The organism is Thermomonas fusca DSM 15424, assembly GCF_000423885.1.
Lineage (GTDB): Bacteria > Pseudomonadota > Gammaproteobacteria > Xanthomonadales > Xanthomonadaceae > Thermomonas > Thermomonas fusca.
Window position 1 is genome coordinate 93,053 of record NZ_AUIV01000014.1, and the last position, 24,617, is coordinate 117,669.

Annotated in this window: 25 protein-coding genes and 1 pseudogene; 10 read left to right on the forward strand and 16 right to left on the reverse strand. The window is 65.8% G+C overall.

The features are described 5' to 3' along the window. Positions 1–10: 10 nt before the first annotated feature. The 8 genes from cfa to G582_RS0108335 all read right to left on the reverse strand — a co-directional run bounded on the left by cfa (position 11) and on the right by G582_RS0108335 (position 6,577). Positions 11–1,147, reverse strand: coding sequence for a cyclopropane fatty acyl phospholipid synthase (gene cfa, locus G582_RS0108300; protein ID WP_028839438.1), 1,137 nt, complete (start codon positions 1,145–1,147; stop codon positions 11–13). Between the two features lie 39 nt (positions 1,148–1,186). Then, a complete protein-coding gene (locus G582_RS0108305) occupies positions 1,187–2,023 on the reverse strand; it encodes a DUF3298 and DUF4163 domain-containing protein (RefSeq protein ID WP_051247030.1) in 837 nt (278 codons plus the stop codon). A 166-nt stretch (positions 2,024–2,189) separates the two neighbouring features. Beyond that, positions 2,190–2,399, reverse strand: a complete 210-nt coding sequence (locus G582_RS0108310; protein WP_028839440.1) for a cold-shock protein — start codon at positions 2,397–2,399, stop codon at positions 2,190–2,192. A 221-nt stretch (positions 2,400–2,620) separates the two neighbouring features. Beyond that, entirely contained in the window at positions 2,621–3,337 is a 717-nt protein-coding gene (locus G582_RS0108315) for a pseudouridine synthase (RefSeq protein WP_028839441.1), read from the reverse strand. 30 nt (positions 3,338–3,367) lie between these two features. Next, complete coding sequence (locus G582_RS0108320; protein ID WP_028839442.1) at positions 3,368–3,640, reverse strand: GNAT family N-acetyltransferase; 273 nt, start codon at positions 3,638–3,640, stop codon at positions 3,368–3,370. A gap of 23 nt (positions 3,641–3,663) precedes the next feature. After that, complete coding sequence (locus G582_RS0108325; protein ID WP_028839443.1) at positions 3,664–4,263, reverse strand: rhomboid family intramembrane serine protease; 600 nt, start codon at positions 4,261–4,263, stop codon at positions 3,664–3,666. A 3-nt stretch (positions 4,264–4,266) separates the two neighbouring features. After that, complete coding sequence (locus tag G582_RS0108330; protein ID WP_028839444.1) at positions 4,267–5,895, reverse strand: POT-type proton-dependent oligopeptide transporter; 1,629 nt, start codon at positions 5,893–5,895, stop codon at positions 4,267–4,269. A gap of 46 nt (positions 5,896–5,941) precedes the next feature. Further along, positions 5,942–6,577 (reverse strand): glutathione S-transferase family protein, encoded by a 636-nt coding sequence (locus G582_RS0108335; protein ID WP_028839445.1) that lies wholly within the window; start codon positions 6,575–6,577, stop codon positions 5,942–5,944. A gap of 113 nt (positions 6,578–6,690) precedes the next feature. On the opposite strand from G582_RS0108335, the gene G582_RS0108340 reads away from it, so the two are divergent. Further along, the gene (locus G582_RS0108340; RefSeq protein WP_028839446.1) at positions 6,691–8,469 is read left to right on the forward strand and encodes a M14 family metallopeptidase; all 1,779 of its coding nucleotides are present in this window, start codon (positions 6,691–6,693) and stop codon (positions 8,467–8,469) included. A 4-nt stretch (positions 8,470–8,473) separates the two neighbouring features. Here the strand turns inward: G582_RS0108340 and G582_RS0108345 are convergent, their stop codons facing one another. Next, the gene (locus G582_RS0108345) at positions 8,474–9,070 is read right to left on the reverse strand and encodes a YdeI/OmpD-associated family protein (protein ID WP_028839447.1); all 597 of its coding nucleotides are present in this window, start codon (positions 9,068–9,070) and stop codon (positions 8,474–8,476) included. A gap of 64 nt (positions 9,071–9,134) precedes the next feature. On the opposite strand from G582_RS0108345, the gene G582_RS0108350 reads away from it, so the two are divergent. The 6 genes from G582_RS0108350 (at position 9,135) to G582_RS0108375 (ending at position 13,883) form a co-directional block, all read left to right on the forward strand. After that, positions 9,135–9,605, forward strand: coding sequence for a guanyl-specific ribonuclease (locus tag G582_RS0108350; RefSeq protein WP_028839448.1), 471 nt, complete (start codon positions 9,135–9,137; stop codon positions 9,603–9,605). After that, positions 9,602–10,045 carry a barstar family protein gene (locus tag G582_RS0108355; protein WP_028839449.1) on the forward strand — a complete coding sequence of 148 codons (444 nt, stop codon included), beginning with the start codon at positions 9,602–9,604 and terminating at the stop codon, positions 10,043–10,045. The genes G582_RS0108350 and G582_RS0108355 overlap by 4 nt, the downstream gene beginning before the upstream one ends. A 9-nt stretch (positions 10,046–10,054) precedes the next feature. Beyond that, positions 10,055–10,597, forward strand: a complete 543-nt coding sequence (locus G582_RS0108360) for a GNAT family N-acetyltransferase (protein ID WP_028839450.1) — start codon at positions 10,055–10,057, stop codon at positions 10,595–10,597. Then, entirely contained in the window at positions 10,594–10,923 is a 330-nt protein-coding gene (locus G582_RS0108365) for a non-heme iron oxygenase ferredoxin subunit (protein ID WP_028839451.1), read from the forward strand. The genes G582_RS0108360 and G582_RS0108365 overlap by 4 nt, the downstream gene beginning before the upstream one ends. 231 nt (positions 10,924–11,154) lie before the next feature. Further along, positions 11,155–13,245 (forward strand): TonB-dependent receptor, encoded by a 2,091-nt coding sequence (locus G582_RS0108370; RefSeq protein ID WP_248642733.1) that lies wholly within the window; start codon positions 11,155–11,157, stop codon positions 13,243–13,245. Between the two features lie 8 nt (positions 13,246–13,253). After that, positions 13,254–13,883 (forward strand): PepSY-associated TM helix domain-containing protein, encoded by a 630-nt coding sequence (locus G582_RS0108375; RefSeq protein WP_028839453.1) that lies wholly within the window; start codon positions 13,254–13,256, stop codon positions 13,881–13,883. Between the two features lie 143 nt (positions 13,884–14,026). On the opposite strand, the pseudogene G582_RS16060 reads toward G582_RS0108375, so the two are convergent. Together G582_RS16060 and G582_RS0108385 are read right to left on the reverse strand one after the other, a co-directional pair. Beyond that, positions 14,027–14,634, reverse strand: a pseudogene (locus G582_RS16060) (HutD/Ves family protein). A gap of 50 nt (positions 14,635–14,684) precedes the next feature. Further along, entirely contained in the window at positions 14,685–15,026 is a 342-nt protein-coding gene (locus tag G582_RS0108385) for a ComEA family DNA-binding protein (RefSeq protein ID WP_028839454.1), read from the reverse strand. A gap of 244 nt (positions 15,027–15,270) precedes the next feature. On the opposite strand from G582_RS0108385, the gene G582_RS0108390 reads away from it, so the two are divergent. The 3 genes from G582_RS0108390 to G582_RS0108400 all read left to right on the forward strand — a co-directional run bounded on the left by G582_RS0108390 (position 15,271) and on the right by G582_RS0108400 (position 18,410). Then, positions 15,271–16,779 carry a M20 family metallopeptidase gene (locus G582_RS0108390; RefSeq protein ID WP_028839455.1) on the forward strand — a complete coding sequence of 503 codons (1,509 nt, stop codon included), beginning with the start codon at positions 15,271–15,273 and terminating at the stop codon, positions 16,777–16,779. 99 nt (positions 16,780–16,878) lie between these two features. Beyond that, entirely contained in the window at positions 16,879–17,190 is a 312-nt protein-coding gene (locus G582_RS0108395) for a helix-turn-helix domain-containing protein (RefSeq protein WP_028839456.1), read from the forward strand. Beyond that, positions 17,187–18,410: a type II toxin-antitoxin system HipA family toxin gene (locus G582_RS0108400; RefSeq protein ID WP_028839457.1), complete on the forward strand. Its 1,224-nt coding sequence runs from the start codon at positions 17,187–17,189 to the stop codon at positions 18,408–18,410. Before G582_RS0108395 ends, G582_RS0108400 begins: the two co-directional genes overlap by 4 nt. 58 nt (positions 18,411–18,468) lie before the next feature. Here the strand turns inward: G582_RS0108400 and G582_RS0108405 are convergent, their stop codons facing one another. The 5 genes from G582_RS0108405 to G582_RS0108430 form a co-directional block, all read right to left on the reverse strand. Then, a complete protein-coding gene (locus G582_RS0108405) occupies positions 18,469–18,864 on the reverse strand; it encodes a type IV pilin protein (protein WP_028839458.1) in 396 nt (131 codons plus the stop codon). 32 nt (positions 18,865–18,896) lie between these two features. Further along, on the reverse strand, positions 18,897–22,559 hold the full coding sequence (locus tag G582_RS17910; RefSeq protein ID WP_156880367.1) for a pilus assembly protein: 3,663 nt from the start codon (positions 22,557–22,559) through the stop codon (positions 18,897–18,899). Between the two features lie 8 nt (positions 22,560–22,567). Then, positions 22,568–23,089 (reverse strand): pilus assembly PilX family protein, encoded by a 522-nt coding sequence (locus tag G582_RS0108415; RefSeq protein WP_028839460.1) that lies wholly within the window; start codon positions 23,087–23,089, stop codon positions 22,568–22,570. After that, positions 23,086–23,943 (reverse strand): PilW family protein, encoded by an 858-nt coding sequence (locus G582_RS0108420; protein WP_028839461.1) that lies wholly within the window; start codon positions 23,941–23,943, stop codon positions 23,086–23,088. Before G582_RS0108420 ends, G582_RS0108415 begins: the two co-directional genes overlap by 4 nt. A gap of 458 nt (positions 23,944–24,401) precedes the next feature. Continuing rightward, a partial coding sequence (locus tag G582_RS0108430; protein ID WP_028839373.1) for an IS5/IS1182 family transposase occupies positions 24,402–24,617 on the reverse strand: 216 nt, incomplete at its 5' end.

Consider the following 24,617-nt stretch of genomic DNA (forward strand, 5'->3'; position numbering starts at 1 on the left):
CGGCTGCGACTCAGCGGATCTCCTGCAGTCCGCCCGGCACCCCGCGCGGTGACAGAAGCAGCTGCCAGAGCTGGTTGCGGCGCACCCGGAAGCTGGCCATCGATGCCGCCAGGTAGAACCGCCACATGCGCCGGAAGCGCGTGTCGTAGCGCGGCGGAAGGCGCTCCCAGGCGGCCTCGACATTGGCCCGCCAGGCCTGCAGGGTGCGGTCGTAGTCGGGGCCGAAACCATGCCAATCCTCCACCACGAATCGCCCCTCCAGCGCCGCGGCGATTTGCGCGGCCGACGGAATCATCGAATTGGGAAAGATGTAGCGGGCGATCCACGGGTCGGTGTGGCGGGTCGAGGCATTGCTGCCGATGCAGTGCAGCAGCGCCAGCCCGCCGTGCTCTCCTGCCGGGTCGAGGCTGCGCCGGGCCACGTCGAAAAAGGTGGCGTAATTGCGCGCACCGACGTGCTCGAACATGCCGATGGACAGCACCCGGTCGAACGCGTTTGGCTCGATATGGCGGTAATCCTGCAGCCGGATCTCCACCGGCAGGCCCGCGCACAGCTCGCGTGCATAGGCCGCCTGCTCGGCGGAGATGGTCACCCCCACTCCCTGCACGCCGTAGCGTTCGGCCGCGAATTTCAGCGCCTCGCCCCAGCCGCAGCCGATGTCCAGCAGGCGCTGCCCCGGGCGCAGCCGCAGCTTGCGGCAGACCAGGTCGAGCTTGGCTTCCTGCGCGGCGTCGAGATCCTGCGCATCGCGCCAGTAGCCGCAGCTGTAGATCAACCGCTTGCCGAGCATGGCGGCGTAGAGGTCGTTGCCCAGATCGTAGTGGCGCCTGCCGACCTCGCGGCTGCGGCGCTCCGCCTGCAGATTGAGCAGCCGCGCGCGAAGGTTGTCAGCCAGGCTGGCCAGGCCGTGCACGCGCTCGTCGAGCTGCGCCGCCAACAGCCGGGCCAGCATGCCATCCAGCGACGCCACGTCCCACCAGCCGTCCATCCACGTCTCGCCCAGCCCAAGCGAACCCTGCGCCAGCACCCGGGAATAAAAGCGCTGGTCGTGGATTGCCGGGTCGCATTCGCCGCCGCCATCCGGATGGATATCGGCGCCGGCCAGCAGCGCGGCCACGCGGTCTCGGAGCGGATGGATCGCAGGCATGTTCGCCTCCGACCGCCAGCTTAGCGCAGCCCGGTGAGGTCAGCCCTGACGGAACAGCGGGCGATATTCGGCGGCCACCAGCGGCAGCAGCACCCGCGCCGGCACGTCGACGGTGACGGTGCCCTCCACGTACGGGGCGACCTGGTACGGCGGGAACACGAAGCGCAGCGCGCGGATGCTGCCATCGGCGTTCATCACCGGCTCGAAGCGGGCGAAATTCGCCGCCGACGGCGCGGTGCCGTCATCGATCATCCGGCTGCGCAACGACATCTGCCCGGCACGGGCGTCGCCCTCCAGCGCCTCCTCATCCAGCGATGCCGACAGCCCGGTCATCAGCTGCTCGCGCACGTAGGCGGAAACCGGCGTCCAGCCGTCGGCGGCGGGGATCAGCTGCTCCGCCGCCAGCATCTGCTGCAGCTGCGGCAGCCACACGAAGCGCTCCACCAGCGGGGCGCCGTGCGCGCCCCCCGTGTAGGTACTACCGTCGGCGGCCACCGCCACCACCCGCGGGGTCGCAACCACCATGCTGAACTGCAGGCTGAGGTCGTACGGCGCGCGCGGTTTCGCCCCCTTGAGTCCGGCGACGGCCTGCATCAATTCGGCCCGCGCCGCTTCCGCATAGGCATGCAGCGCCTGCGCCAACGGCGGGTAGGCAGCAGCCTGCGACGGGTAGCTGATGCCGACGATGTAGCCCGGCGTGGTCTCGATGACGTCCTTCAATGCCGGCGGCGCGGCGGGCACGGCAGCCGTGGCGGTTTGTCCCGGTGCAGGCGCGGCAGCGGCAGGCGGCGTATCGCCGCGGTTGCAGCCCGCCAGCAGGACCAGCAGCATGGCGAAGACCGCGGCGCGTGAACTCGGACGAAGGGAATCGCTCATGGCGGAACAGGGGATTGGAGAAGTGGCCGGGGGACCGCACGCATAGTTTGGCATGCACACCGCAGGCATCCCTCACCGGGCCTTGCCCGCCCGCATTTTTTCAAAGCCCCGGAAACGACAAAGCCCGGCCGAAGCCGGGCTTTGCGTGCGCCAAGGCGCAGGCGAATTACTCCGCCTGCACTTCGTCGGCCTGCAGGCCCTTCTGGCCCTGCACGACCTTGAAGGAGACCTTCTGGCCTTCCTGCAGGGACTTGAAGCCGTTGCCCTGGATCGAGCGGAAGTGGACGAAAACGTCCGGGCCGCTTTCCGGGGTGATGAAGCCGAAGCCCTTGGCGTCGTTGAACCACTTGACGGTGCCGGTCTGACGATCAGACATGTTGTTACTCCATTGAACAGTTGGTCATGTAAACACGGCTGGCGATACCGGCCGCGACTGTCGAGCAAGGGGTAACGCACACGATGAGCGGATCACGACGGATCTACCACATCGGGTCACGATGTACCGTGATCCCGCTTGAAACAGTGGGCGAACCTTAACCTGTTTTTGACGGCAATGGAGCATTCCCGCGAAGATTTTTTTCGGCCAGTCGCGAATGCTTACCAGTCGGCGTGATCGGGCAGCAAACCGCGCAACTCGGGGTCGGTGAGGTTCCGCCATTGGCCAGGCTTCAGGTGCCCCAGCTTGACGTTGCCGATCCGCGCCCGGTGCAGTTGCTTGACCCGGTAGCCGAAGTGGGCGGCCATCAGCCGGATCTGCCGGTTCAGGCCCTGGGTGAGCACGATGCGGAAGCCGAATCGGCCCAGCCGGCCGGTCTTGCAGGGCAGCGTCGCCTCGCCGTGCACCGGCACCCCGCCGCGGGCCATGGCGCGCAGGAAATCGTCGGTGACCGCGTTGTTCACCGCCACCAGGTATTCCTTCTCCAGCTTGTTCTCGGCGCGCAGGATGCGGTTGACGATGTCGCCGTTGCTGGTCAGCAGGATCAGGCCTTCGGAATCCTTGTCCAGCCGGCCGATCGGGAAGATCCGCTGCTCGTGGCCGACGAACTCGACGATATTGCCCTTGACCGCCTCGTCGGTGGTGCAGGTGATGCCCACCGGCTTGTTCAGCGCGATGTAGATGTGCCGGCGCTTGCCCTTGGCGGCCACGCGGGCGGCCAGTGGATTGCCGTCGATACGAACTTCGTCGTCCTCCCCGACTTCGGCGCCAATGCGGGCGCGGATGCCGTTCACGGTGACGCGACCCTCGGCGATCAGGCGGTCGGCCTCGCGGCGGGAGCAGTGGCCGGTATCGGCGATGTGTCGGTTGAGGCGCATGGGGCGGGCATTCTACCCGTCCCAGCCGGCTCAGGCGCGCAGCGCGTCGAATTCCGGGTGTCGGCGCATCCAGGTGTCGGCGTAGGAGCACTGCGGATCGACCTTCAGCCCGGCATCGCGGGCATAGGCCAACGCCGCCCGCACCAGCTCGCTGGCGATCCCGCGGCCACCGATTTCGGGCGGCACGATGGTGTGGGTGATGGTCAGGCGGCCTTCGTTCTCGATGTAGTCGAGGCGTGCGGCGTGGCCTTCGGCCTGGGTGACGAACCGCTGTTCGGGGACTTCGTGGAGGATCTCGGTCATTGCTGTTCTCCGTGTTTGCGGGCCTATCCCAGCAGGCTGCGCGTGAAGTGGCCGGCAACGCCGGGCCGCAGCAGCAGGGTGAACAGCACGCCGTAGGCCGCGCCCCACAGGTGCGCGCTGTGGTTGACGTTGCCGCCGCCGCGCCGGTCCATCCAGATGCTGTAGCCCACGTACAGCAGCGCGAACAGGAAAGCCGGGATCGGCAGCGGGATCGGGAAGATGATCAGCTTCGACCACGGGTCGAACAGGATCGCCGCGAACAGCACCGCCGCCACCCCGCCGGAGGCACCGAGGCTGCGGTAGTTCGGGTCGCGCTGGTGCTTCATGTAGGTGGGCAGGATCGAGACCACGATCGCCGACAGGTAGAACAGCAGGTAGCCGAGCGGCGAAATCCATTCGGAAAACACCCGCTCCACCTGCATGCCGAACGACCACAGGGTGATCATGTTGAACAGCAGGTGGGTCCAGTCGGCGTGGATGAAGCCGTAACCCAGCAGGCGGTCGTACTGGCGGCTGCGGGTGACCGCCGGCGGCCACAGGATCAGCCGGCCCAGCAGGCGCTGGTCGTTGAAGGCGCGCCAGCTGACCAGCACGGTGGCGGCGATGATGGCGAGGGTGAACATGGCTCAGGCCGCCCGGTAGTTGTCCTGCATCGGATAGGTGCGCGCGTAGGCGGCGAACGCCAGCGCGGCCACGAACGCGAACGCGGCGAAGAAGAACATCAGCACCGCGTTCTCGCTGTAGCCGGTGGCGGCGATCTGCGCAGTGACGGCGTCATTGCGCACCGCGGCATTGGTCAGCAGCACCCACAGGCTGCCGAAGGTGCTGGTGAGGTACCAGAACGCCATGATCACGCCCTTCATCGCCACCGTGGCCTGGCTGTAGGCGAACTCCAGCGCGGTGGCCGAGACCAGCACCTCGCCGAAGGTCAGCAGCAGGTAGGGCCAGGTCTGCAGCGCCAGCGAGGTCTGCGCGCCACTGTCGATCTTCAGCTGGATCAGGCCGGCAAGGATCCAGGCGACGCCGGAGAACGCGATGCCCCAGCCCATCCGCCGCAGCGGGGTGGGCTCGAAGCCGATCCGGCGCAGCGCCGGGTACAGCAGCATGTTGTTGAACGGGATCAGCAGCATGATCAGCAGCGGATTCAGCGCCTGCATCTGCCCTGCTTCCTTGACCAGCCAGCTGGGCCACCACCAGGCTTCGTGCGGCACGGTCATCGCCTTGCCCTGGATCACCCAGGTGCTGGCCTTCTGGTCGAACAGCGACCAGAACGGCGTGGTCAGCGCGAACACGATCAGGATCCGCAGCACCGCGCGCACGCCGTCCACCGCCGCATCCGGATGCAGGCCGCGCGCACGCTCCAGCTGCATCGACACGCCGATCCCGCCGAACGCGATCAGCGCGCCCAGCGCCAGGCAGGCGGTGATGACGAAGTGGAAGTCGGCCGGCCAATACGGCACCGCGATGCCGAACGCCGCCTGCAGCGCCCAGCAAGCCAGCATCGCCAGCGCCAGCAGCACGCCGAAGCCGGCCACCAGCAGGCCGGCCCTGCCCTGCCCCGGCGCCTGCGCCAGCAGCGCGCTGCGCGCCACGTTGAGGAAGGAATGCGGGTCTTCGCCACGGGTGGGCGGCACCCGCACATATTGCTTGCGGCCCAGCCAGAAGATGAAGGTGGCGATGAACATCAGCACGCCGGGGATGCCGAACGCCACCGCCGGGCCGAGGTCGCGCAGGAACAGCGGCATCAGCAGCGAGGCGAAGAAGCTGCCGAAGTTGATCGTCCAGTAGAAGCCGTCGAAGACCAGCTTGGCCAGGTGCTTGTTGGCGGTGGTGAACTGGTCGCCGCAGAAACTCACCACCAGCGGCTTGATCCCGCCGCTGCCCAGCGCGATCAGGAACAGGCCGGTATAGAAGCCGCTGCGGCTGTCCTCGAACAGCGCAAGGCAGGCATGGCCGGCGCAGTAGATCAGAGAGAACCACAGCACCGTGTTGTACTTGCCGAAGTAGCGGTCGGACAGCCAGCCGCCCAGCAGCGGGAAGAAGTACACCCCGATGACGAAGCTGTGGAACACGTCCTTGGCGACGCCCTGCCGCTCCGCCTCCGGCACGTAGGCCAGGATCACGCTGCTGACCAGGAACTGCACCAGGATGTTGCGCATCCCGTAGAAGCTGAAGCGCTCGCAGGCCTCGTTGCCGATGATGTAGGGAATCTGCCGGGGCAGGCGGGCGGTCGGGGCGGCCGTCGTCTGGCTCATGCGTGGCTCTTTGCTGGGGTTGCGGGAAGCCTAACCGATGCGGGGCTTACGCCCACTCGGTCAGCCCCTCGCGTTCGTACAGGGCCTTGAAGGTCGGCCGCGCCTTCATCCGCTTCGCCAGCTCGGCCAGACGCGGCGCGTCGGTGGCCGGCGACGGCGAATTGCGCGACCAGCGCATCAGCATCACCAGGTAGAAATCCGCGACGCAGGGCGCCTCGCCCAGCAGGTACGGCCCGTGCGCCTGCAGGTGCGCGTCGATCCGCTGCCAGTGCGCACCCAGCCGCCGCGCGCAGTGCGCATGCACCGCCTCGGCATTGGCTTCGCCGGCCACCTCGCCCGGATACCACCACTGCCGCAGCAGCGGCTGCACTTCGTTGGCCAGATCGAACATCCACTGCAGGAAGTCCAGCCGCTGCGGATCGCCAACAGCCGGCATCAGCCCCGCCTGCGGGTGGGTTTCCGCCAGCCACAGCGCCAACGCCGCGGCCTCGTGCTGCGGCTTGCCATCGATCACCAGCGTCGGCACTACGCCGTTCGGATTCAGCGCCAGATATTCCGGCGACTTCTGCGCGCGGTTGGCGAAGTCCACCAGACGCAGTTCGTGCGGAAATTCCAGCTCCAGCAGCAGCCAGTGAACGAGGAAGCTGGCAGAACCGGGGGCGTAGTAAAGCGTCGCGGCCATGGCGGAAATCCGGTGGAATGCAGCCTCCATCTTCGCACGCCGTCCGTCACGACTTACGGCAGGCAACGGGCGGATTGCACTGGGCTACCATCGCGCGGTTGACCCGGAGACCCATGATGCGCCGCCACTTGCTCGCCCTTGCCCTGCTGTCCATCGCCACGTCCGCCCCGTCCGCCGCGCACGCGGCCAAGCCCGACCTGACCACCGTGGCCGAGCGCAGCGGCTACCGGCAGACCGGCCGCTACGACGAGGTGATCGCGCTGTGCGACGCCTACCAGCAGGCCTATCCGCAGGCGGTGCGCTGTTTCGACTTCGGCACCAGCCCGCAGGGCCGGCCGATGAAGGCGCTGGCGGTGTCCACCCGCGGCGCGCTGACGCCCGAGGACGCGCGCGCGCAGAACCTGCCGGTGGTGCTGGCGCAGGGCGGCATCCACGCCGGCGAGATCGACGGCAAGGATGCAGGCTTCGGATTGTTGCGCGACCTGCTGCGCGGCAAGGCGGGCAAGGGCCTGCTGGACAAGACCGTGCTGCTGTTCGTGCCGGTGTTCAACGTCGACGGGCACGAAAACTTCAAGGCCTGGAACCGCCCCAACCAGCGCGGGCCAGAGCAGATGGGCTTCCGCACCACTGCCCAGCGCTACAACCTCAACCGCGATTACGTGAAGGCCGACGCGCCGGAAATGCGCGCGATGCTGGCGCTGGTCAACGCCTGGGACCCGCTGGTGGCGCTGGACCTGCACGTCACCGACGGCGCCAAGTTCCGCCATGACATCTCCATCACCGGCGAGCCGATCAACTCCGGCGACCAGGCGCTGCGCGCAGCCGGGCGCGGTTTCCGCGACGGCATCATCGAGAAGCTGAAGCAGCGCGGCTCGCTGCCGGTGGCGTTCTATCCCAGCTTCGAGGAAGAGGACGATCCCACCTCGGGCTTCGCCGATGGCGTCAGCACGCCGCGCTTCTCGCACGGCTATTTCCCGCTGCGCAACCGGGTCGGCATCCTGGTCGAAACCCACTCGTGGCAGCCCTACCCCAACCGCGTGCGCGCCACCTACAACACCGTGCTGGCCGCGCTGGAGCTGGCTGCCGAACACGGCCCGCAGTGGCGGCAGCTGGAGCTGGAGGCCGACGCCCGCGCCGCCGCCCTGGCCGGGCAGCCGGTACCGCTGGACTACGCCACGACCGATGCCAAGCGCTTCATCGAATTCCTGGGCTACGCCTATACCCGCACGCCATCGGAGATCTCCGGCGCCAGCATGACCCGCTACGACGAGCGCACCCCGCAGCTGTGGATGCTGCCGCTGCGCGACACCGTCGTGCCCGGGCGCAGCATGCCGGCGCCGATGGGCGGCTACGTGGTGCCACCGGAATACGCGGCGCGGGTGGGCGAGCAGCTGCGCGTGCACGGCATCGACTTCCGCACCCTCGCCGCCGCTGCGCCGCAGGCCGCGGTGGAAGCCTTCGAAGCCGACAGCGTGAAGTTCGCGCCGATGCCGGTGGAAGGCCACCAGCGCGCGACCCTCACCGGCACTTGGAAGCCGGCCACCGCCGATCTTGCCGCCGGCGCCCTGTTCGTCCCCATCGCGCAGCCGAAGGCGCGCCTGCTGATGGCGATCCTGGAGCCGCAGGCGCCCGACTCGATGGCCGCCTGGGGCGCGTTCAACAACAGCTTCGAACAGAAGGAATACATGGAAGCCTACGTGGCCGAAGAGCAGGCGCGGCTGATGCTGGCGCGCGACCCGGCGCTGAAGGCCGAATTCGAGAAGAAGCTCAAGGACGACGCCGAGTTCGCCAAGAACCCGCGTGCGCGCCTGGATTTCTTCTACCGCCGCCATCCGGCCTGGGACGCGGGCTACAACCGCTACCCGGTGCTGCGCACCGACGTGGCGCCGTGAGGGGCTAGCACGCCTCGTATTTCCAGTTGCGGCGCTTGCCTTCGGCCATCCATTCGATGGCCTGCGCCAGGCGCCTGGCGCGGGTGTCCTCGCGCCTGGCCCCGACGATCCATTCGATGTATTCGCGCCGACACCCCGGCGGGAAGGCGGCGAAAGTCGCTTGCGCCGCCTTGTTGTTCTTCAGCGCGGCGGCGAGATCTTCGGGTGTTTCCGACGGCGGTTTCGGCGCGGCCTTGCGCGCGCGGGATTTCACCCCGGCTTCGTTGAGCTGCATCGCCTTGCGCAGGTGCATCAGCATGGTCTTGTCCGGCGGCAGGTCCTGCAGCGCGGTCATCTTGCCGTAGCTGCCCATGCCGTCGCGCGGCTCGCCTTCGCCCACCACCAGCGCGTGCTTCCAGAACCCGAACGAGGCGTGCTGCTTGAACGCCGCCATCCCGCACAGGATGCCGCCGGCATGGCTGAAACTGGGCATGCCCCATTTGATCGATTCCTCGACTTCGGGACAGACCGCGTGCACCAGCTCGCGCACATGGCGCAGGATCGGCTGCGCGAACGGCGCGGCGCGTTCGATGTAGGCGTCGATGCGGGGATCGCGGGCCATGCGCTTGCCTGCCTGGGAAGTCCGCGCCATTCTGCACCCACCCTTCCATCGGCGACACGCGCCCATGCGGCTACGCAATCCGATCGTCTGGTTGTTGCTGGCCATCGCGCTTGCAGCAGGCTGGCAGCAGTGGCGCTCGCAGCAGCAAGCACCGGCGGCGACGCACGATTTTCCTGCCGCGCATGCGCCCGCGCTGCCAACGGCAGCCGGCGCAACAACCAGCGCGGATTCGTCTGCCAGCAACAACCCGGCGCTGCCCGCGTTCCTGCCACCGGAAGCCCGCGCCACCCTCGGCCTGATCCAGCGTGGCGGGCCCTACCCGTACCGGCAGGACGGTCAGGTCTTTGGCAACCGCGAAGGCCTGCTGCCGCGCCAGCCGCGCGGCTGGTACCGCGAATACACCGTCGATACGCCAGGCCTGCGCCATCGCGGCGCGCGCCGCATCGTCACCGGCGGCAACCCGCCGCACGAGTGGTACTACAGCGGCGACCACTACCGCAGCTTCCGCAGTTTCGACGCCCGGGTGCAACCATGACCGGCCTCGCCCAGATGCTGGAAGACCCGCGGCAGGCGGGGGTGTACTTCGTCCTCGACGAGGACATCGCCCTGCTCGACATCGCCTGCGGCGGCGCCGGCCTGCACACGCTGCGCATCGACCTGCAGGGCTGCGACGGCAAGGAGGCTTTGCTGCAGCGGCTGGCCGAGCGGCTGGCCACGCCGGCCGGCCAGGGTTGCAACTGGGATGCGCTCAGCGACCAGCTGCGGGACCTGTCGTGGTGGCCGGCCTCCGGCTACGCCCTGCTGCTGCCGCACGCGGCGGCATTGCGCGATGCCGACGAAACCAGCTTCGAAACCCTGCTGGACATCCTCGATGAAGCCAGCGTGGACTGGCAGGCCCGTGACATCCCGTTCTGGGCGTTCCTGGCCCTGCCCGACCGCGACCCCGCGGATGAACCGGAGCCGCCCGCACGCTAGCATGTGCGGATGCAGACACCCGCCTTCCGCAGCGCCACCCCCGCCGACATCGACGCCCTCGTCGCCCTGGTGACCTCCGCCTACCGCGGCGATGCCAGCCGCGCGGGCTGGACCACCGAAGCCGACCTGCTGGACGGCAGCCGCATCGAACCGGACGTGCTGCGCGCCGACCTGGCGCGGCCGCGCAGCCGCGTGCTGCTGGCCGAGGCCGACGGCGGGCTGCAGGCCTGCGCGCACGTGGCCGACGAGGACGGCGCCGGCTATTTCGGCATGTTCGCGGTGCGCCCCGGGCTGCAGGGCGGCGGCTTGGGGAAGCAACTGCTGGCCGAGTGCGAACGCATCGCCCGCGACGAATGGCAGCTGCCGGTGATGCGCATGACCGTGATCGACGTCCGCGCCGAACTGATCGCCTTCTACGAGCGCCGCGGCTATCGCCGCACGGGCGAGTTCAAGCCGTTCCCCTACGGCGACACCCGTTTCGGCCAGCCCAAACGCGACGACCTGCGCTTCGAAGTGCTGGAAAAACCCCTGCACGCGGAGGCGACGGCATGAGCGAGACCTGGACCTTTGTGTGCACCACCGCCGAGCTGCTGCCGGGGGAAATGAAGGTGGCGTTCGATGAGGTCACCGGCACCCCGATCGCGGTGTTCAACCTCGACGGCATGTTCTACGCGCTGGAGGATCAGTGCACCCACGAGGACTTCGAGCTGTCGGCCGGCCATTTCGACGCCGCCTCCGGCCAGGTGGAGTGCGTCCTGCACGGCGCGAAGTTCGACGTTCGTGAAGGGACCGCGCTGTGCGCGCCGGCCTACGAACCGGTGGCGAAGTTCCCGGTGAAGGTGGAAGACGGCGCGGTGTTCACGCGCGACGACCGCTGACCGCAAAGCAGCTTCTCGCGCCCTCTATTTTGCAGCGCCGCAGCCGCGCAGCGATCCCCCGGACGGGCGGCTGACGCGCGTTCGACCGAGGGTTGTTGAACTGTTTTGATTGCCAATACGAATCGTTCGCATTAGCATGCGCGGGTCGCAGCATTCAGCTGCCTATCTGTCCCCGAGGATTCGATGTTCCAGCACCCGCGCCTGCGCTTCCGCCGTCCGTCCCCTGCCCCCTTGACCCTCGCCATCGGGCTGGCGCTGTGCGCGCCCGCTTTCGCATCGGAAGTCGAGGACGACGCCAGCAAGCGGGACCCCGCCAAGGACGTGGATGCGGTGATCGTGGTCGGCCAGCGCTACCTGCCGGACTATCAGGTGCGCAATACACGCGGCGCCACCAAGACCAACACGCCCCTGCTGGACGTGCCGCAGGCGGTCACCGTGGTCACCGACAAGCTGGTGGCCGACCAGGCCGTCACCAGCCTCAACGAAACCTTCCGCTACATGCCCGGCGTCGGCACCGCGCAGGGCGAAGGCAACCGCGACACCCCGGTAATGCGCGGCATCAGCTCCACCGGCGACTTCTATGTCGACGGCATCCGCGACGACGTGCAGTACTTCCGCGACGTCTACAACCTGGAGCGCGTCGAGGCCCTGAAGGGCCCCAGCGCGATGATCTTCGGCCGCGGCGGCAGCGGCGGCGTCATCAACCGCGTCACCCGCATGGCCGACGGCATGAACCACCGCAGCGGCACCCTGCAGCTGGGCTCCAACCAGCGCCGGCGCGGCACCCTGGACTTCGGCCAAGGCTTCGGCGACACCGCCGGCTTCCGCGTCAATGCCGTGGTCGAGGATTCGGAAACCTTCCGCGACGACGCCTACCTCAAGCGCTACGGCGTGAATCCCTCGCTCAACTTCGATCTCGGCAACGCCACCCGCGTGGTGCTGGCCTACGAGCGCTTCCACGACGACCGGACCACCGACCGCGGCGTGCCTTCTTTCCAGGGCCGCCCGCTCGAGACTGATCCGTCGACCTTCTTCGGCAACCCGAAGCTGAGCCGAACCGAAGCCGGCGTGGACGCCTTCGACGCGATCGTCGACCACGCCTTCGGCGAAGGCCTGAACCTGCGCAACCACCTGCGCTGGGCCGATTACGACAAGTACTACCAGAACGTGTTCCCGAGTTCGGTGGATGCCACCGGCACCAGCGTGACGCTGGCCGCCTACCGCGCCGACACCACCCGTCGCAACCTTTTCAACCAGACTGACCTGGTCTGGGAAACCCGTAGCGGCGCGCTGCGGCATACCGTGCTGGCCGGCATCGAGCTGGGCCGACAGGTCACCGACAACTTCCGCCAGACCGGTTACTTCGCGCCCGGCACCAATGTCGTGCCGATCTCCAATCCCAACGTGGACGTGGCGATCGACTTCCACCAGAGCGCCACCGATGCCGACAACCACGGCGTCGCCCGCACCTCGGCGGTATACCTGCAGGATCAGATCGAGTTCTCGCCGCAGTGGCAGGCGATCGTCGGCGTGCGCTTCGACAACTTCCGCGTGGACCTGCGCAACAACCGCAACGGACAGTCGTTCCGCAGCGACGATGACCTGCTGTCGCCGCGCGCGGGGCTGGTCTACAAGCCGCTGGAAAACGTGTCCTTCTACGCCAGCCTCAGCAAGGCATTCCAGCCGCGCGCCGGGGACCAGCTGGCATCGCTAAACGCCAGCAATGCCTCGCTCGAGCCGGAGCGCTTCCGCAACCGCGAGATCGGCGCCAAGTGGGACATCCACAAGGATCTGCAGGCCACCCTCGCCGTCTACCGGCTCGACCGCAGCAACGTGGCGGTGACAGACCCGGCCGATTCGACCCGCATGCTGCTGGTCGACGGCCAGTTCACCGAAGGCGTCGAACTGGGCCTGGCCGGCCGCATCACCGACCGCTGGCAGGTCATGGGCGGCTACGCCTGGCAGTCCGGCGAGATCACCACCACCCAGTCGGCCACCGCCATCGAGGGCAACAGGTTGGCGCAGCTGCCGCGCCATTCGGCCTCGCTTTGGAACCGCTACGACTTCAACGACAGCTTCGGCGCCGGGCTCGGCGTGGTGTACCGCGGCGAGATCTACGCCAACGTGGACAACAAGGTGGCGCTGCCGGCATTCACCCGCGTCGACGCGGCGGTCTACTGGACGCTGTCGCCGTCGCTGCAGCTCCAGCTCAACGTGGAGAACCTGGGCAATACCCGCTATTTCGCAAGCGCCCACAGCAACAACAACATCAGCCCCGGGGCGCCGCGCAGCGCATGGGTCAGCCTGAACTTCCGCTACTGAGCCGCGGGATGAGCCACGACACCTCGGCACGTCGGCGCAGCAATGCAAGCTACCGCTGGATCCGGCAATTGCACTTGTGGATCGGCGCCTGGGGGGCGCTGGCGGCCATCCTCTACGGCATCACCGGGCTGGTGATGAACCACCGGTTCGGCGACGGCGCATGGCCGCAGGGCGACAGCAGCGAAACCGCGCGCGTCGACCTCCCGATCCCGGCAGAGGCCAGGGCAACGCCCGAGCAGTTGTCACTGTGGCTGCGCGACCACAGGCAGCTGGATGCGCAGGTGATCCGCAAGGGCGGACCGGGGGGCGGCGGCGCCAAGCCGGCGCCCAAGTGGACGCTGAGCGGCGGCAGCGCGGGCAATTCGTGGACGATGGACTATGTCCCCGGCGACGCAAGCGCCACCCTAAAGCACAGTCGGCACTCGCCGCTGGCCGCCTTCAACCGGCTGCACAAGGCGGTGGGAGGTGGCCTGTTCTGGATACTGCTGGCCGACAGCTTCGCCATTGGCATGCTGCTGCTGGGCCTGTCCGGCATCTGGATGTGGGCGCGGGGCCGCAGCCTGCGCGCGATGGCCTTCAGCGTGATGGGGCTGTCCACGCTGGCATTCGTCGCCGTGCTTGCACTGGCGCTCGGCTGAGCGCCTCTCGCTCCGTTGGGAGAAGAACCAGAAAAAGAGGTGCGGCACATCCCTGTGCCGCAGCGACGTCAATTCCTTTGACGCCGCCTTTGACCTTGAAAGTCCCCAGGGGATGAGGGTTGATCAAAGCCGCCTGGCTTTGATCAGACCTCGCCCTGCTCTACAACCCGCGCCAGCAGGAGTTCGCCGGCCCCGTCCAGCGCAAACCGTGTGCGTACACGATGGCCGCGAAGGATCGCGGTGTCGCCCGGCGCCATGACGCCGGGCCCGGCTTGACCGGGAAATGCGCCTGCCCGGCCAGCAGATGCGCCACCCAGGTTTCCCCCGGGTCGGCAAACAGCACCATCGCCCCGGCCAGCGGCCGCCGCCAGAGCTGGACGTCGGCATGACCGCGCTTCCACATCAGGTTGAAGTCACGGCTGGGGCCGTCGACCAGTTGTCCCACCAGCGGGCGCTCGCCGGCGAACCGCTGCATCCCGCAAGGCGGCAACAGATCGCGCACTTCGCCATCGTCGAAACGCAGGCGCATGCCCTCGCCTTCCAGCAGCACCAGCGCGCGCTCCACGCCCGGAAATGTCGAAAAGGGGGCGTCGGTTTCCACTTCCGCGAGAGACACCCGCCAATTCCAGTCGTCGGCATCCGGGCACCGGAAGACTTCCGAGGTCCACCCCGCACCGTTCTTCCAGCGCATGCGCCGGTAATCCTGCGCGCGCAGGACCGTGGTTGCCGGCGCCGTCGCCATTCCCGTCATCGCCGCAGTATCGCCGGCCAGCGAAGGGCCGGCGACGACGCTCTCTGCATTCATCGGCGCACGACCCGCTGCGGCGCCACCTTCCGGACCGGGGCATTCGCAGTCTTGGGAGCAACCCGCGGCGCACCCACCACGATCCGGTCGCGGTTCCTCTCCACGGTCTTCAACCCGATGCCCTTGACCAGCGCCAGCTGCTCGGCGCTGCGGAAGGCGCCATTGGCCTTGCGGTAATCCACGATCGCCTGGGCCTTGGCTGGGCCGACGTTCACCAGCACGCGGTCGATGGTGCCGGCATCGGCGGTATTGATGTTGACGGTCTCGCCGGCAATGGCGGCGCCAGCAAAGGCGAAGCACAGGACCAGCGGGGCAAGCAGATTGGTCAGCGACTTGATGTTCATGGCGTGGTTCCTCCGGTTGGGATCTGGGCCGGACCACGTTGCGTGATCCGGTGCCTGCAGATTGCCCACCGCGACAGGGACAGCCTATCGGCGGCCGCCCCGACGCGCGTCGGGATTACCACCCGGTTTTGGGTAGGAAAAGTCTGATCCCGATCATGCCGATGGCTGCGTGGGCCACAGTCGCCCTGCACTGCGGCGCTACAATGCCCGCTTCAGATCACGCTGGAGACAGGCCCCGATGCACACCGCCACGTTCGACGCCAACCAGGTCCGCGACTTCGTCGGCGCCAAGTGGGATGCCGAAATCGTCCCGCAGCTGGTCGATTACATCCGCATCCCCAACAAGTCGCCGATGTTCGACGCAGACTGGGTGCAGAACGGCCACATGGATCGCGCGGTGGCGCTGATGGAGGCCTGGGCGAAGGCGCAAGCCATCCCCGGCATGCAGCTGGAAGTGGTGCGGCTGGAAGGCCGCACGCCGCTGATCTTCATCGACATCCCCGCCGCCAACGGCGGCCGTAACGACGACTGCGTGCTGCTCTACGGCCACCTCGACAAGCAGCCGGAAATGACCGGCTGGGACGAGGGCAAGGGCCCGTGGGAGCCTGTGCTGGAAGGCGACCGCCTGTACGGCCGCGGCGGTGCCGACGACGGCTACGCGATCTTCGGCTCGCTGACCGCGGTGATGGCGCTGCAGGCGCAGGGCGCGGCCCATGCGCGCTGTGTGGTGCTGATCGAGGCCTGCGAGGAATCCGGCAGCTACGACCTGCCCTTCTACGTGGACCACCTGGCCGAGCGCATCGGCAAGCCCTCGCTGGTGGTCTGCCTGGACTCCGGCTGCGGCAACTACGAACAGCTGTGGTGCACCACCTCGCTGCGCGGCTTGGCCGGCGGCAACCTCACCGTCAAGGTACTCAGCGAAGGCGTGCACTCCGGCGATGCCTCCGGCATCGTGCCGTCCAGCTTCCGCATCATCCGCGACCTGCTCTCGCGCATCGAAGACGAGGACACCGGCCGCGTGCTGATCGACGGCATGCATGTGGACATCCCCGCCGAACGCCGCGCACAGGCGGCCAAGGTGGCCGAGGTATTGGGCGACGAGGTATTCGACAAGTTCCCGTTCCTGCCCGGCATGACCCCGATGGGCAGTGACCGCACGGAACTGGTGCTCAACCGCACCTGGCGGCCGGCACTGTCCATCACTGGCGTCGATGGCATTCCACCGCTGGCCTCGGCAGGCAACGTGCTGCGTCCGCATACCGCCCTCAAGCTCAGCCTGCGTCTGCCGCCCACCTTGGACGGCAAGCGAGGCGGCGAGCTGCTGCAGGAAGCCCTGCTGAAGGACCCGCCCTACGGCGCCGAGGTCAGCCTGAAGCTGGAGAAGGCGAGCACGGGCTGGAACGCCCCTGCACTGGCGCCGTGGCTGGAAGCGGCCATCGACCAGTCCAGCCAGGAGTTCTTCGGCAAGCCCGCCATGTACATGGGCGAAGGCGGCACCATCCCGTTCATGGGCATGTTGGGCGAGAAGTTCCCCGGCGCGCAGTTCATGATCACCGGCGTGCTGGGACCGCATTCGAACGCGCACGGACCGAACGAGTTCCTGCACATCCCGATGGGCAAGGCGGTGACCGCCTGCGTGGCCCGTGTGATGGCCGAACACAATGCGGCCAGCCTGCGGGGGGAGACCACGGGCGTGGGGGCGGCGGCCGGCAATTCTTATGCGGATACGCCGGGCGGGTGCTGCTGACGAGGGCAGACCACACTGAATCCGCTCACATTTGCGGGCGCTATCAAATACCATTAGAATGATCATTGTCATTCCCATGAATGAACAATGGACACAATAATGTCTATTGCGCTCGCCACACCCGCGGAAATCATGCGCGTACTCGGTCAGCGCTTGCGCGTACAGCGCCTTGCCCAGGAACTGGCACAACGCGATCTTGCGCAGATGGCAGGGCTGTCGCTGGGAGCCGTGCGCAAGCTGGAGCAGGACGGGCAATCGTCGCTGGACACCCTTGTCCGCGTCACCCAAGCACTGGGGCTGACGGATGAGCTGGATCCTCTATTCAAGCTCAGACGCCACTCCATTGCCCAGATGGAACAGGCGGCCGCTACCCACCAGCGGCAGCGCGCCCCGAAGCGGAGCGCGCGATGAAGTCGCTGGCCGTGCAGTACTGCGGTTGGGGCGAAGACTGGCCGCTGGGCCGCTTGGCGGATGACGGCAAGACCCTCTTGTTTGAATACTCGGCGGTGGCGCTGGCTCAGGAACTGGAACTCTCGCCCCTGCACCTGAAGCTGCAAGCGGCGGCCCATGGTGGCTTCCCTTCTTTCCAGCACCGCCTACCCGGCCTGATCGCCGACAGCCTGCCCGACGGTTGGGGCATGCTGTTGATGGATCGCTTGTTTCGGCAGCAGGGCATCCGCTATCCCGGCCCGCTTGATCGCCTGGCCTTCATCGGCGACCGCGCGATGGGCGCGCTGCGCTTCGTGCCGGCCCAGGACATCAACGCCCCGGAGCCGGACTGGACGCTGTTGGCATTGGCACAAGAAAGTGCCCGCGCCCTGGCCGGCGATGCGGGCGTCGCCCTGCGCGAACTGGCGCTGACCGGGGGCTCCCCGCAGGGCGCACGCCCCAAGGCGCTGGTGCACTACGACACGGCCTCGGGCCATGTCAGCACACGATCCGACGGCTTGGGCACGCCGTGGCTGGTGAAGTTTCCGGCGCGGGACGAGCACAAGGAAGTTTGCGCCATCGAGCAGCTCTACGCCGAGCTTGCGCGCGACTGCGGGCTGGAAATGCCCGCAAGCGCGTTGTTCGACCTATCGCCGGAATCAGCAGCCTTTGGCGTGGCGAGGTTCGACCGCGAACAAGGCCAGCGCGTCCCCGTGCACAGCCTGGCAGGACTGCTCCAGATCGATTTCCGGCTTCCGGGCGCGACCGACTACACCACCTTCCTGCGCGCCACCCGTCTGCTGACCCGCGACCAGCGCGAAGTGGACAAGGCGTTTGCCCGCGCCGTCTTCAACGTGCTGTTCCACAACCGCGACGACCACCCGAAAAACTTCGGCTGGCGCCTGGGCCGTGACCGCCGCTGGCGGTTGGCTCCCGCCTTCGACCTGACATACAGCGAAGGCCCAATGGGGCAACACCATATGGATGTCTGCGGGGAAGGCGCGGCGGTGCAGCGCCGGCACTTGATACAACTAGCGGACGAAGGCGGCGTGGCAGGGGCAACCGCGGCAGCCACAATCGAGCGAATGCGGGAACAGGCGTCCGGCTTCCTTCATCGCGCCAGCGCATTCCCGATCCGGCGGGAAACCGTGAAGCATATGAGGGCCGCTGTTGCGGCGTGTGAAAGGCGTTTGGCATCTTGAGGGCTAAAACCAACAAACCCGCCGGAAGGCGGGTTTGTTGTTTGAAGCGTCGAGCAATTTACCAGCAGCCGGAGGTAGTCGGCGATTTCGTACCGGCCTGGTTCACGGTCAACGTGCTACAGGAATCACCAGACTGCTTTCCTTGCGGCGCAGCTGAGATTAAGTACTCCTTGGCTTTGAGGCCGGCCGCTGGCGCTGTCACGTTATAGAACTCCAGCGCTTTTGGCTCGCAAATGCCGGTATTCGCCACGAACCCTACATAGGTCATGTTCGTGGTGTAAAACCGCTCAGCCTGCTGCGCTATCGCAAGAGCGCAGGCCGCACCCGCGGTGCGCCGTGCCTTTCGCATATGTTCGTTGTACGCCGGCAGCGCAATGCTGGCCAGAATTCCGATGATGGCAACCACCACCATCAGCTCGATCAGCGTGAAACCGCTGGCGTGCGAACCGCGCATGGAAAACTCCTTTGCCTGGCTTGTCATAGTGCTCAGTCCTTTCTGATTTCACGCCAGGAGACGGGGCTCCACACCTTGCCAACGATACCGCCCGAACCGGGCTTCTCGCCTGCATTGGTGCCACCCACGATCAGCTTGCCGTCCAGGAAAATCGGCAAGGTCGGCATGCCTACGCCGAAGTTCACCGACCCCACGGGCACTCCACCAACGCTCTGGTCCGTGGTGTCCCCGTCCTTGTCCAGGTCGAAGAAGGACTTGCCCGCACTGGTCCCCGTGAACGCATCCAGGGCATTGATGTAACCGGACCCGGACGCCTCGCAGGCATCGCCTTCCGGAATCATGCTGGCCGTGACCAGGATGTTCGACACCAACTGGGCGTCCTGTACGATCCGCTCGCCCTTGCCCGGCAGATCCATGTACCAGCCGTTGAAGCTGGTCGCCAGATCGGTCTTGGCCTCGAAGGTCCGCACGGGGTAGCCGTCCTGGGTGGCACCGGTATTGATGATGGAGCGCTTCTTCAACTGCCCGTAGGTCACTGCGGAGCCGGTATCGATGATTCCGTACATACCTTGCGTTCCGGGCGTCTTGTCGTCGGCCTCGGTGGCGGTCATGTAGCTGCCGGTGCCGAAGAACACCCACCGCTTGTAGGTTCGGGGATCGGTAGCCACCGTGACACCGCCGGTAATCGGCTGGATGGCGCCAGTGCCATTGGCAGTCTTGGCGGTAAACATCCGGGTGACCGTCCAGCTGGCGGGCGAAGCGCTGCTCATGTCGAACTTCCACACATTGCCCAGACGGTCGCCAGCATAGGCGTAAGCGAGCGTGCGGCCATCCTTGCCCAAGATACCAGTAGGCGCCGACAGTCCGTTGGGATTGGCCGCATCGCCTGCACCGGTATCCAGCTCCTTGATGACCGCGCCGGTTGCCGCATTGATCACAAACAGCACGGCCTTGTTGTCAGTGCTGTTGACACCATTACCGACAATGGCCGCGACGGTGCCGCTGCCAACCCGGGTCAGAATCGGCCGGCCGGTCACCAGGCCCATGTTGGGATTGGAGCCGCCCAACTCCCACGTGATGTTGCCCGTGCCGAAGGCGCCAGGATTGGTCACGTCAAGGCCGAACAGACCCTTGCCGCCGCGACCCATGCCCCCCACCAGATAGTTCTTGCCCGGTGTGAGTTTGCGATTGGTGACCACCACGGGACCGTCCACGAACCACTTGTGGGTGTAGTCACCGCGGCTAAGCTGGCTGAGATCGCCAAGGTTCACCAACCCCGGGACATAGGCGAACTGCTCGACACCAGTGTCGGCATCGAAAGCGTGCAACATGCCGTCGTTGGCGCCCACGTAGAGGGTCTTGGTGTCGTCGACGTACGCAGGCGACGAATTGACGATATCACCCAGCACCGTGCTCGCACGATTCCGCAGCAGCCCGCCATTGCGTTCTTCCAACGCACCATCGCCCTTGATATAGGCAGCATTTTCGGCGCCGGTGACGGGATAATCGACAGGACCACCCGGCCTGGCCAGCGCGCCAAGCTGCGTGGAAGTCGGGAAGGTGTCGCCAGAGCCACCATTGAACGTGAACACGTTGCGGCTCGCCACGGCCGGAACCGTTGCCGACCACGCCTGTACGGAGGGCTCGCTGTTTGCATCCAGCGTCCACGCCTTCACGGCGCCCGTCCAGAGACCGGACACATAGCTGGCGTTGAATACCTTGCCGCCCGTCTTGACGGAGGCCGCATTCGTGGCCACGTTCGAGAAGGAGCTGGTTCGCTGGGCGATCGCAGCCAACGCCTTGGCCAGGCCACTTGTGAATTCCTTGGGGTTACTGGCTGAAACGAAGGATCCGCGGCCGTTGACCGCTGCATGCAACAGATCGTCGATGTTGGCGGCAAGGTCGTCACCCGGCTGCGGCCACGCGGGGTTGGCCGGCACGTCGCCAACACTGGACCAACCCATCGACGTTTTCAGACCGATGGAAATCCCGAAGGTCACCATATGCTGCCAGAACGCCGGATCAGCCTGTGTGGTGGGAACGTTGTTGGTGAGGCCGCGAAGATCGGTCTTCCAGTAGTACATGGCCACGTCGGCCAATGTATTGGAGTCCGCACCGGCATACGGCGCCCCCGGGCTATATTGATAACTTTCGCCCTTGGGTCCGGTAATTTCACTGCCGGCCGTATTGTCGGCGTTTCCGACCGAAGAACCGGCCCCGTTCCAATAACCGTCGGTGGTCAGGATCGAGAAGTTCTGGCGGCAGGAGTACTGGTTGGAACCGGCCTCGGGTCCATAGGGACCTGAGCTCGTCGTGCCCTGGAAATACTTGCCCGCATCCTCCAAAACTTTACGCAATGGAGTACCGTCATTGGCGCTTGCCGCAAACAGCCTGCGATACCAAGTCGTGCGGCTGGTCGTTGCAGGCGTCACATTGTCGACAAATCGCCCGTCGTTCCCATCCCCGACGGGGATGTCGAAATTGGTGCTTCCGTTCTGGTGCAGGCTGCGGTAGCCAACGCGGACCTTGTTACCCAACGGGCGGAATGCTTCGGCGGCGCCGGCCTTTGCCGCCTTGATGCGGGTGCGGTGGAAGGAATACCAAGTAGCGAAATTGGCTTTTTCGTCATCCACCGAACGACCGGTGGGCGCAGTCGGTGTGGGGGGGGTGGCGGACGTGCAGTTGATCCACCCCCAACTACCAGCGCTCCCGCCGTCACAGCTGTTGGTCCGACTCCAAGCGCCCCACAGATTATAATCCGCATCGCTGTTGGTATTATTCCAGCGCTTGGCAACTATGCTGTAATTCCCAGACACAGCTGAATTTACCGAACAGGTACCAGTATCTCCCGCGTTCACCTGTCCGGAACAAACCAGGGAGCTGTCAGGCGCATAAATCCAGTACAAGACGCTTCTGGAATTGTTCGGGGATTGAATATTGAGAACAAGTTTATCGCCCGCAGAATGCCCCGATACCGAGTGGGTGTTACTTCCCCCTCCCCGAACAGTCCCGCTGGAGGGCGAGATGACGGAATTGCCGGAGGTAGCGACGATTTTACCGTACTCCCCGCGCAAGACATAAACGCCGCCTGAAATAATCTGATATCGATAATAGTTTTCGACGTTGGAGAGATAGGACAAACTCGCTTCAGCGGTATCCTTTGGAACGTAGAACGTCTGTGTGTTATTGGAAAGATTTCTGCTGCCGCCTGAACTGCCGTTCCCGTCATTGCTGGCGTAGTTGCCACTGCTATACGCAGAGTTATAGCTGGTACCACCACTCAGGCGATTACCGTTCGCCCCCATCCAAGGCTGATAAGTGACGGAGGGATTGTAGTAAAGAGAGTTGGTAATGTAGTTCTGCTCGTACATCGCAGTGTTTCCACTGCTCTCACTATTCTTGCCGGTGCCCGTTGTGATGCCATTGGCGTCCGGGCCATCACTGAAATTCCCGGAACCGGTAATTTGAGTGATGTCCTGATTGTTCATGTTGCGCCACGCCATAGACCCCGAGTCATCCAGAATAAACAGGATGTTCGGCGCCACCTTGTTGCCGGTGGTCAACGGCTCGTCGGGAATGGTGATGCCGGCACTCACCGGCAATGCCAGCAAGGTAGCAAGGCAGGCTGCGGGTGCCACCCACCAAGGTTGCGTCGCTGCGAAATTCTTACGGGCTTGAAGGACTCGTGTCTTCATGGCGGCGCTCACAGCTTGGGATTGCGGTAGATGACATCGGACTGCAGAACCACCAGCGCGCGGCCGACGGAACTGCTGCGTGCAGTGATGCGGAACATTGGACCGCGATTTGTGGTTTCGGACCCCGGGATCACGCCGGTGGTCTCCATTGCCGTCGTGTTCTCGCCCAGATATTCAATCCAGTACTGCGTGGCCACACCGCCCAGTGTGGGGCCATTGCGCCAGCCCGCGTTTGCCTCGGAGGTATAGGAAGGACACACCCCGTCACTGGCACAGTCCGCTGCGGCAGGCACAGCCGTTCGCCACTTGGGGGCAGCTGCCAGGTTGGCTCGCGCGGTCATCAGCGCCGCCTCTACGGCCTGGGTGGCCAGACTGCGGTCCCGCAGATTGGCACTCATGCGCTCCTGCATCGCCGAGCTGCGCAACACCGCTACGCCGAGTACCGACATGACCACAAGCAGCAGCAAGACCACCAGCAACGAAATACCCCGCTGCCGGTGCGCAACCGAAAAGGAAGGGAAGCGGCTCATAAACTGCGGTTCCTGATACTGGCGGTGGATGCGACGTTGCGATTGACCACGTCGCTTTCACTGGGATTTTTCGAGGGCATTACCGCGCGAATGGGCATTCTCATGCGCACCGCATCGACGTACTCAAAGTTGCTCGGGGCGGCGACATAAACATTCGGGTTGCCATTGGCGAACTGGTGATACGTGAGGGCCAGACTCTGAACACCTTCGGCCACTTCCTGATCGCCACCGCCGTTGCGATTGACATACAGCGAATTCCCCGTAGCGCCGCTGTTCGCCTTTACGTGCCAGCGATTGCTGCGAAACCGCGCGATTGAAATACTGGCGGCGTCGCCATACTCCGTCTGCGCCGGATCGAATTCCAACGCCGTAGTAAAGCCGACCGTCTGTCCGGCGATGGAAGCGATTTTCGTAAACCCGGTCATGGCGGCGTTGCACACCATGACGCTGTCCCCGACCTTGAAAATGTCGCTTGCGGCAGGCCCACTTTCCACCAGCTGGACGGAGGAGGCCGACGCGGTCTTGACCCGATAAGAAATATCGTCGGCAGATATGGTCGTCAGCTCCGTGCCGTTGCCGGAAAGCGGCGCCTTGAAGGCAGTGCTCATGGCATCCGCGCCCAGGACCGATGCTTCGGCAGAACAGGCCGAACTGCCGGTGGAACGCACATCCTTGGACAGCAACTCGTAAGCCACGCGAGCGTTTTCCTGGACGCGGTTCTGCCCATCGTTCGCGTTGAATGTGCGAAGGTTGGACTGAAACACCGCTATGGCAGCGCCGAGCACCAGGAGCCCCAGCACCAGGGCCACCATCAGCTCGATCAGGCCAAAGCCCGTCTGTTTAAAACGGCTCATATCTGGGCCTCCGTGACTACCGTCCGCGTTTGACCCCCACCAGCGCGCCGGTCGTCCCATTGCACGGTGACTCGATACAACCCACCTACCACGGCGATGCTGCCGCAGGTGGTTGTGTCCCCGGCGCCTGTACCAATCGTGGCCTTGAGCTGGGTCACCCAGTTATTGATGTCACTGGATGCCAGCGAGGTTCCTGCGCCGGGGACGGCCGCGCAAGCCGCTGTTCCGTTGTATACGTAGGAGGCGGCTTGCATTCGATTGGCGCGCATCGCCTCGATGATGGAGTTGGCCGACATCACCGCCTGACTGCTTTCCAACGAGCCTTGACCTCCGCGCAGGGCTAGGGAAGGTCTGATCAACACACCCTGAGGCTTCAATCCTGGGCCACAGAGCAGCTTTTTTGCTTCGTCACCGCCTTTACGCGCCGTTTCCGGCGTTTTCCGGCGGGTTTCCCCGCCTTACAGGCGCACTGATCCCGCCGCCGGCAGCAATTGCCGGCGCGCCATCCACAGATTCGACAGGGCGAACAAGGTCTGCACCTGCGCGCTGTTCTTCGCAAGACCGCGATAGCGGACCTTGACGTAGCCAAACTGCCGCTTGATCACCCGGAACGGGTGCTCCACCTTCGCCCGCAGGCTGGCCTTGCAGTGCTCCCAGCGCTCGGCATGGCGACG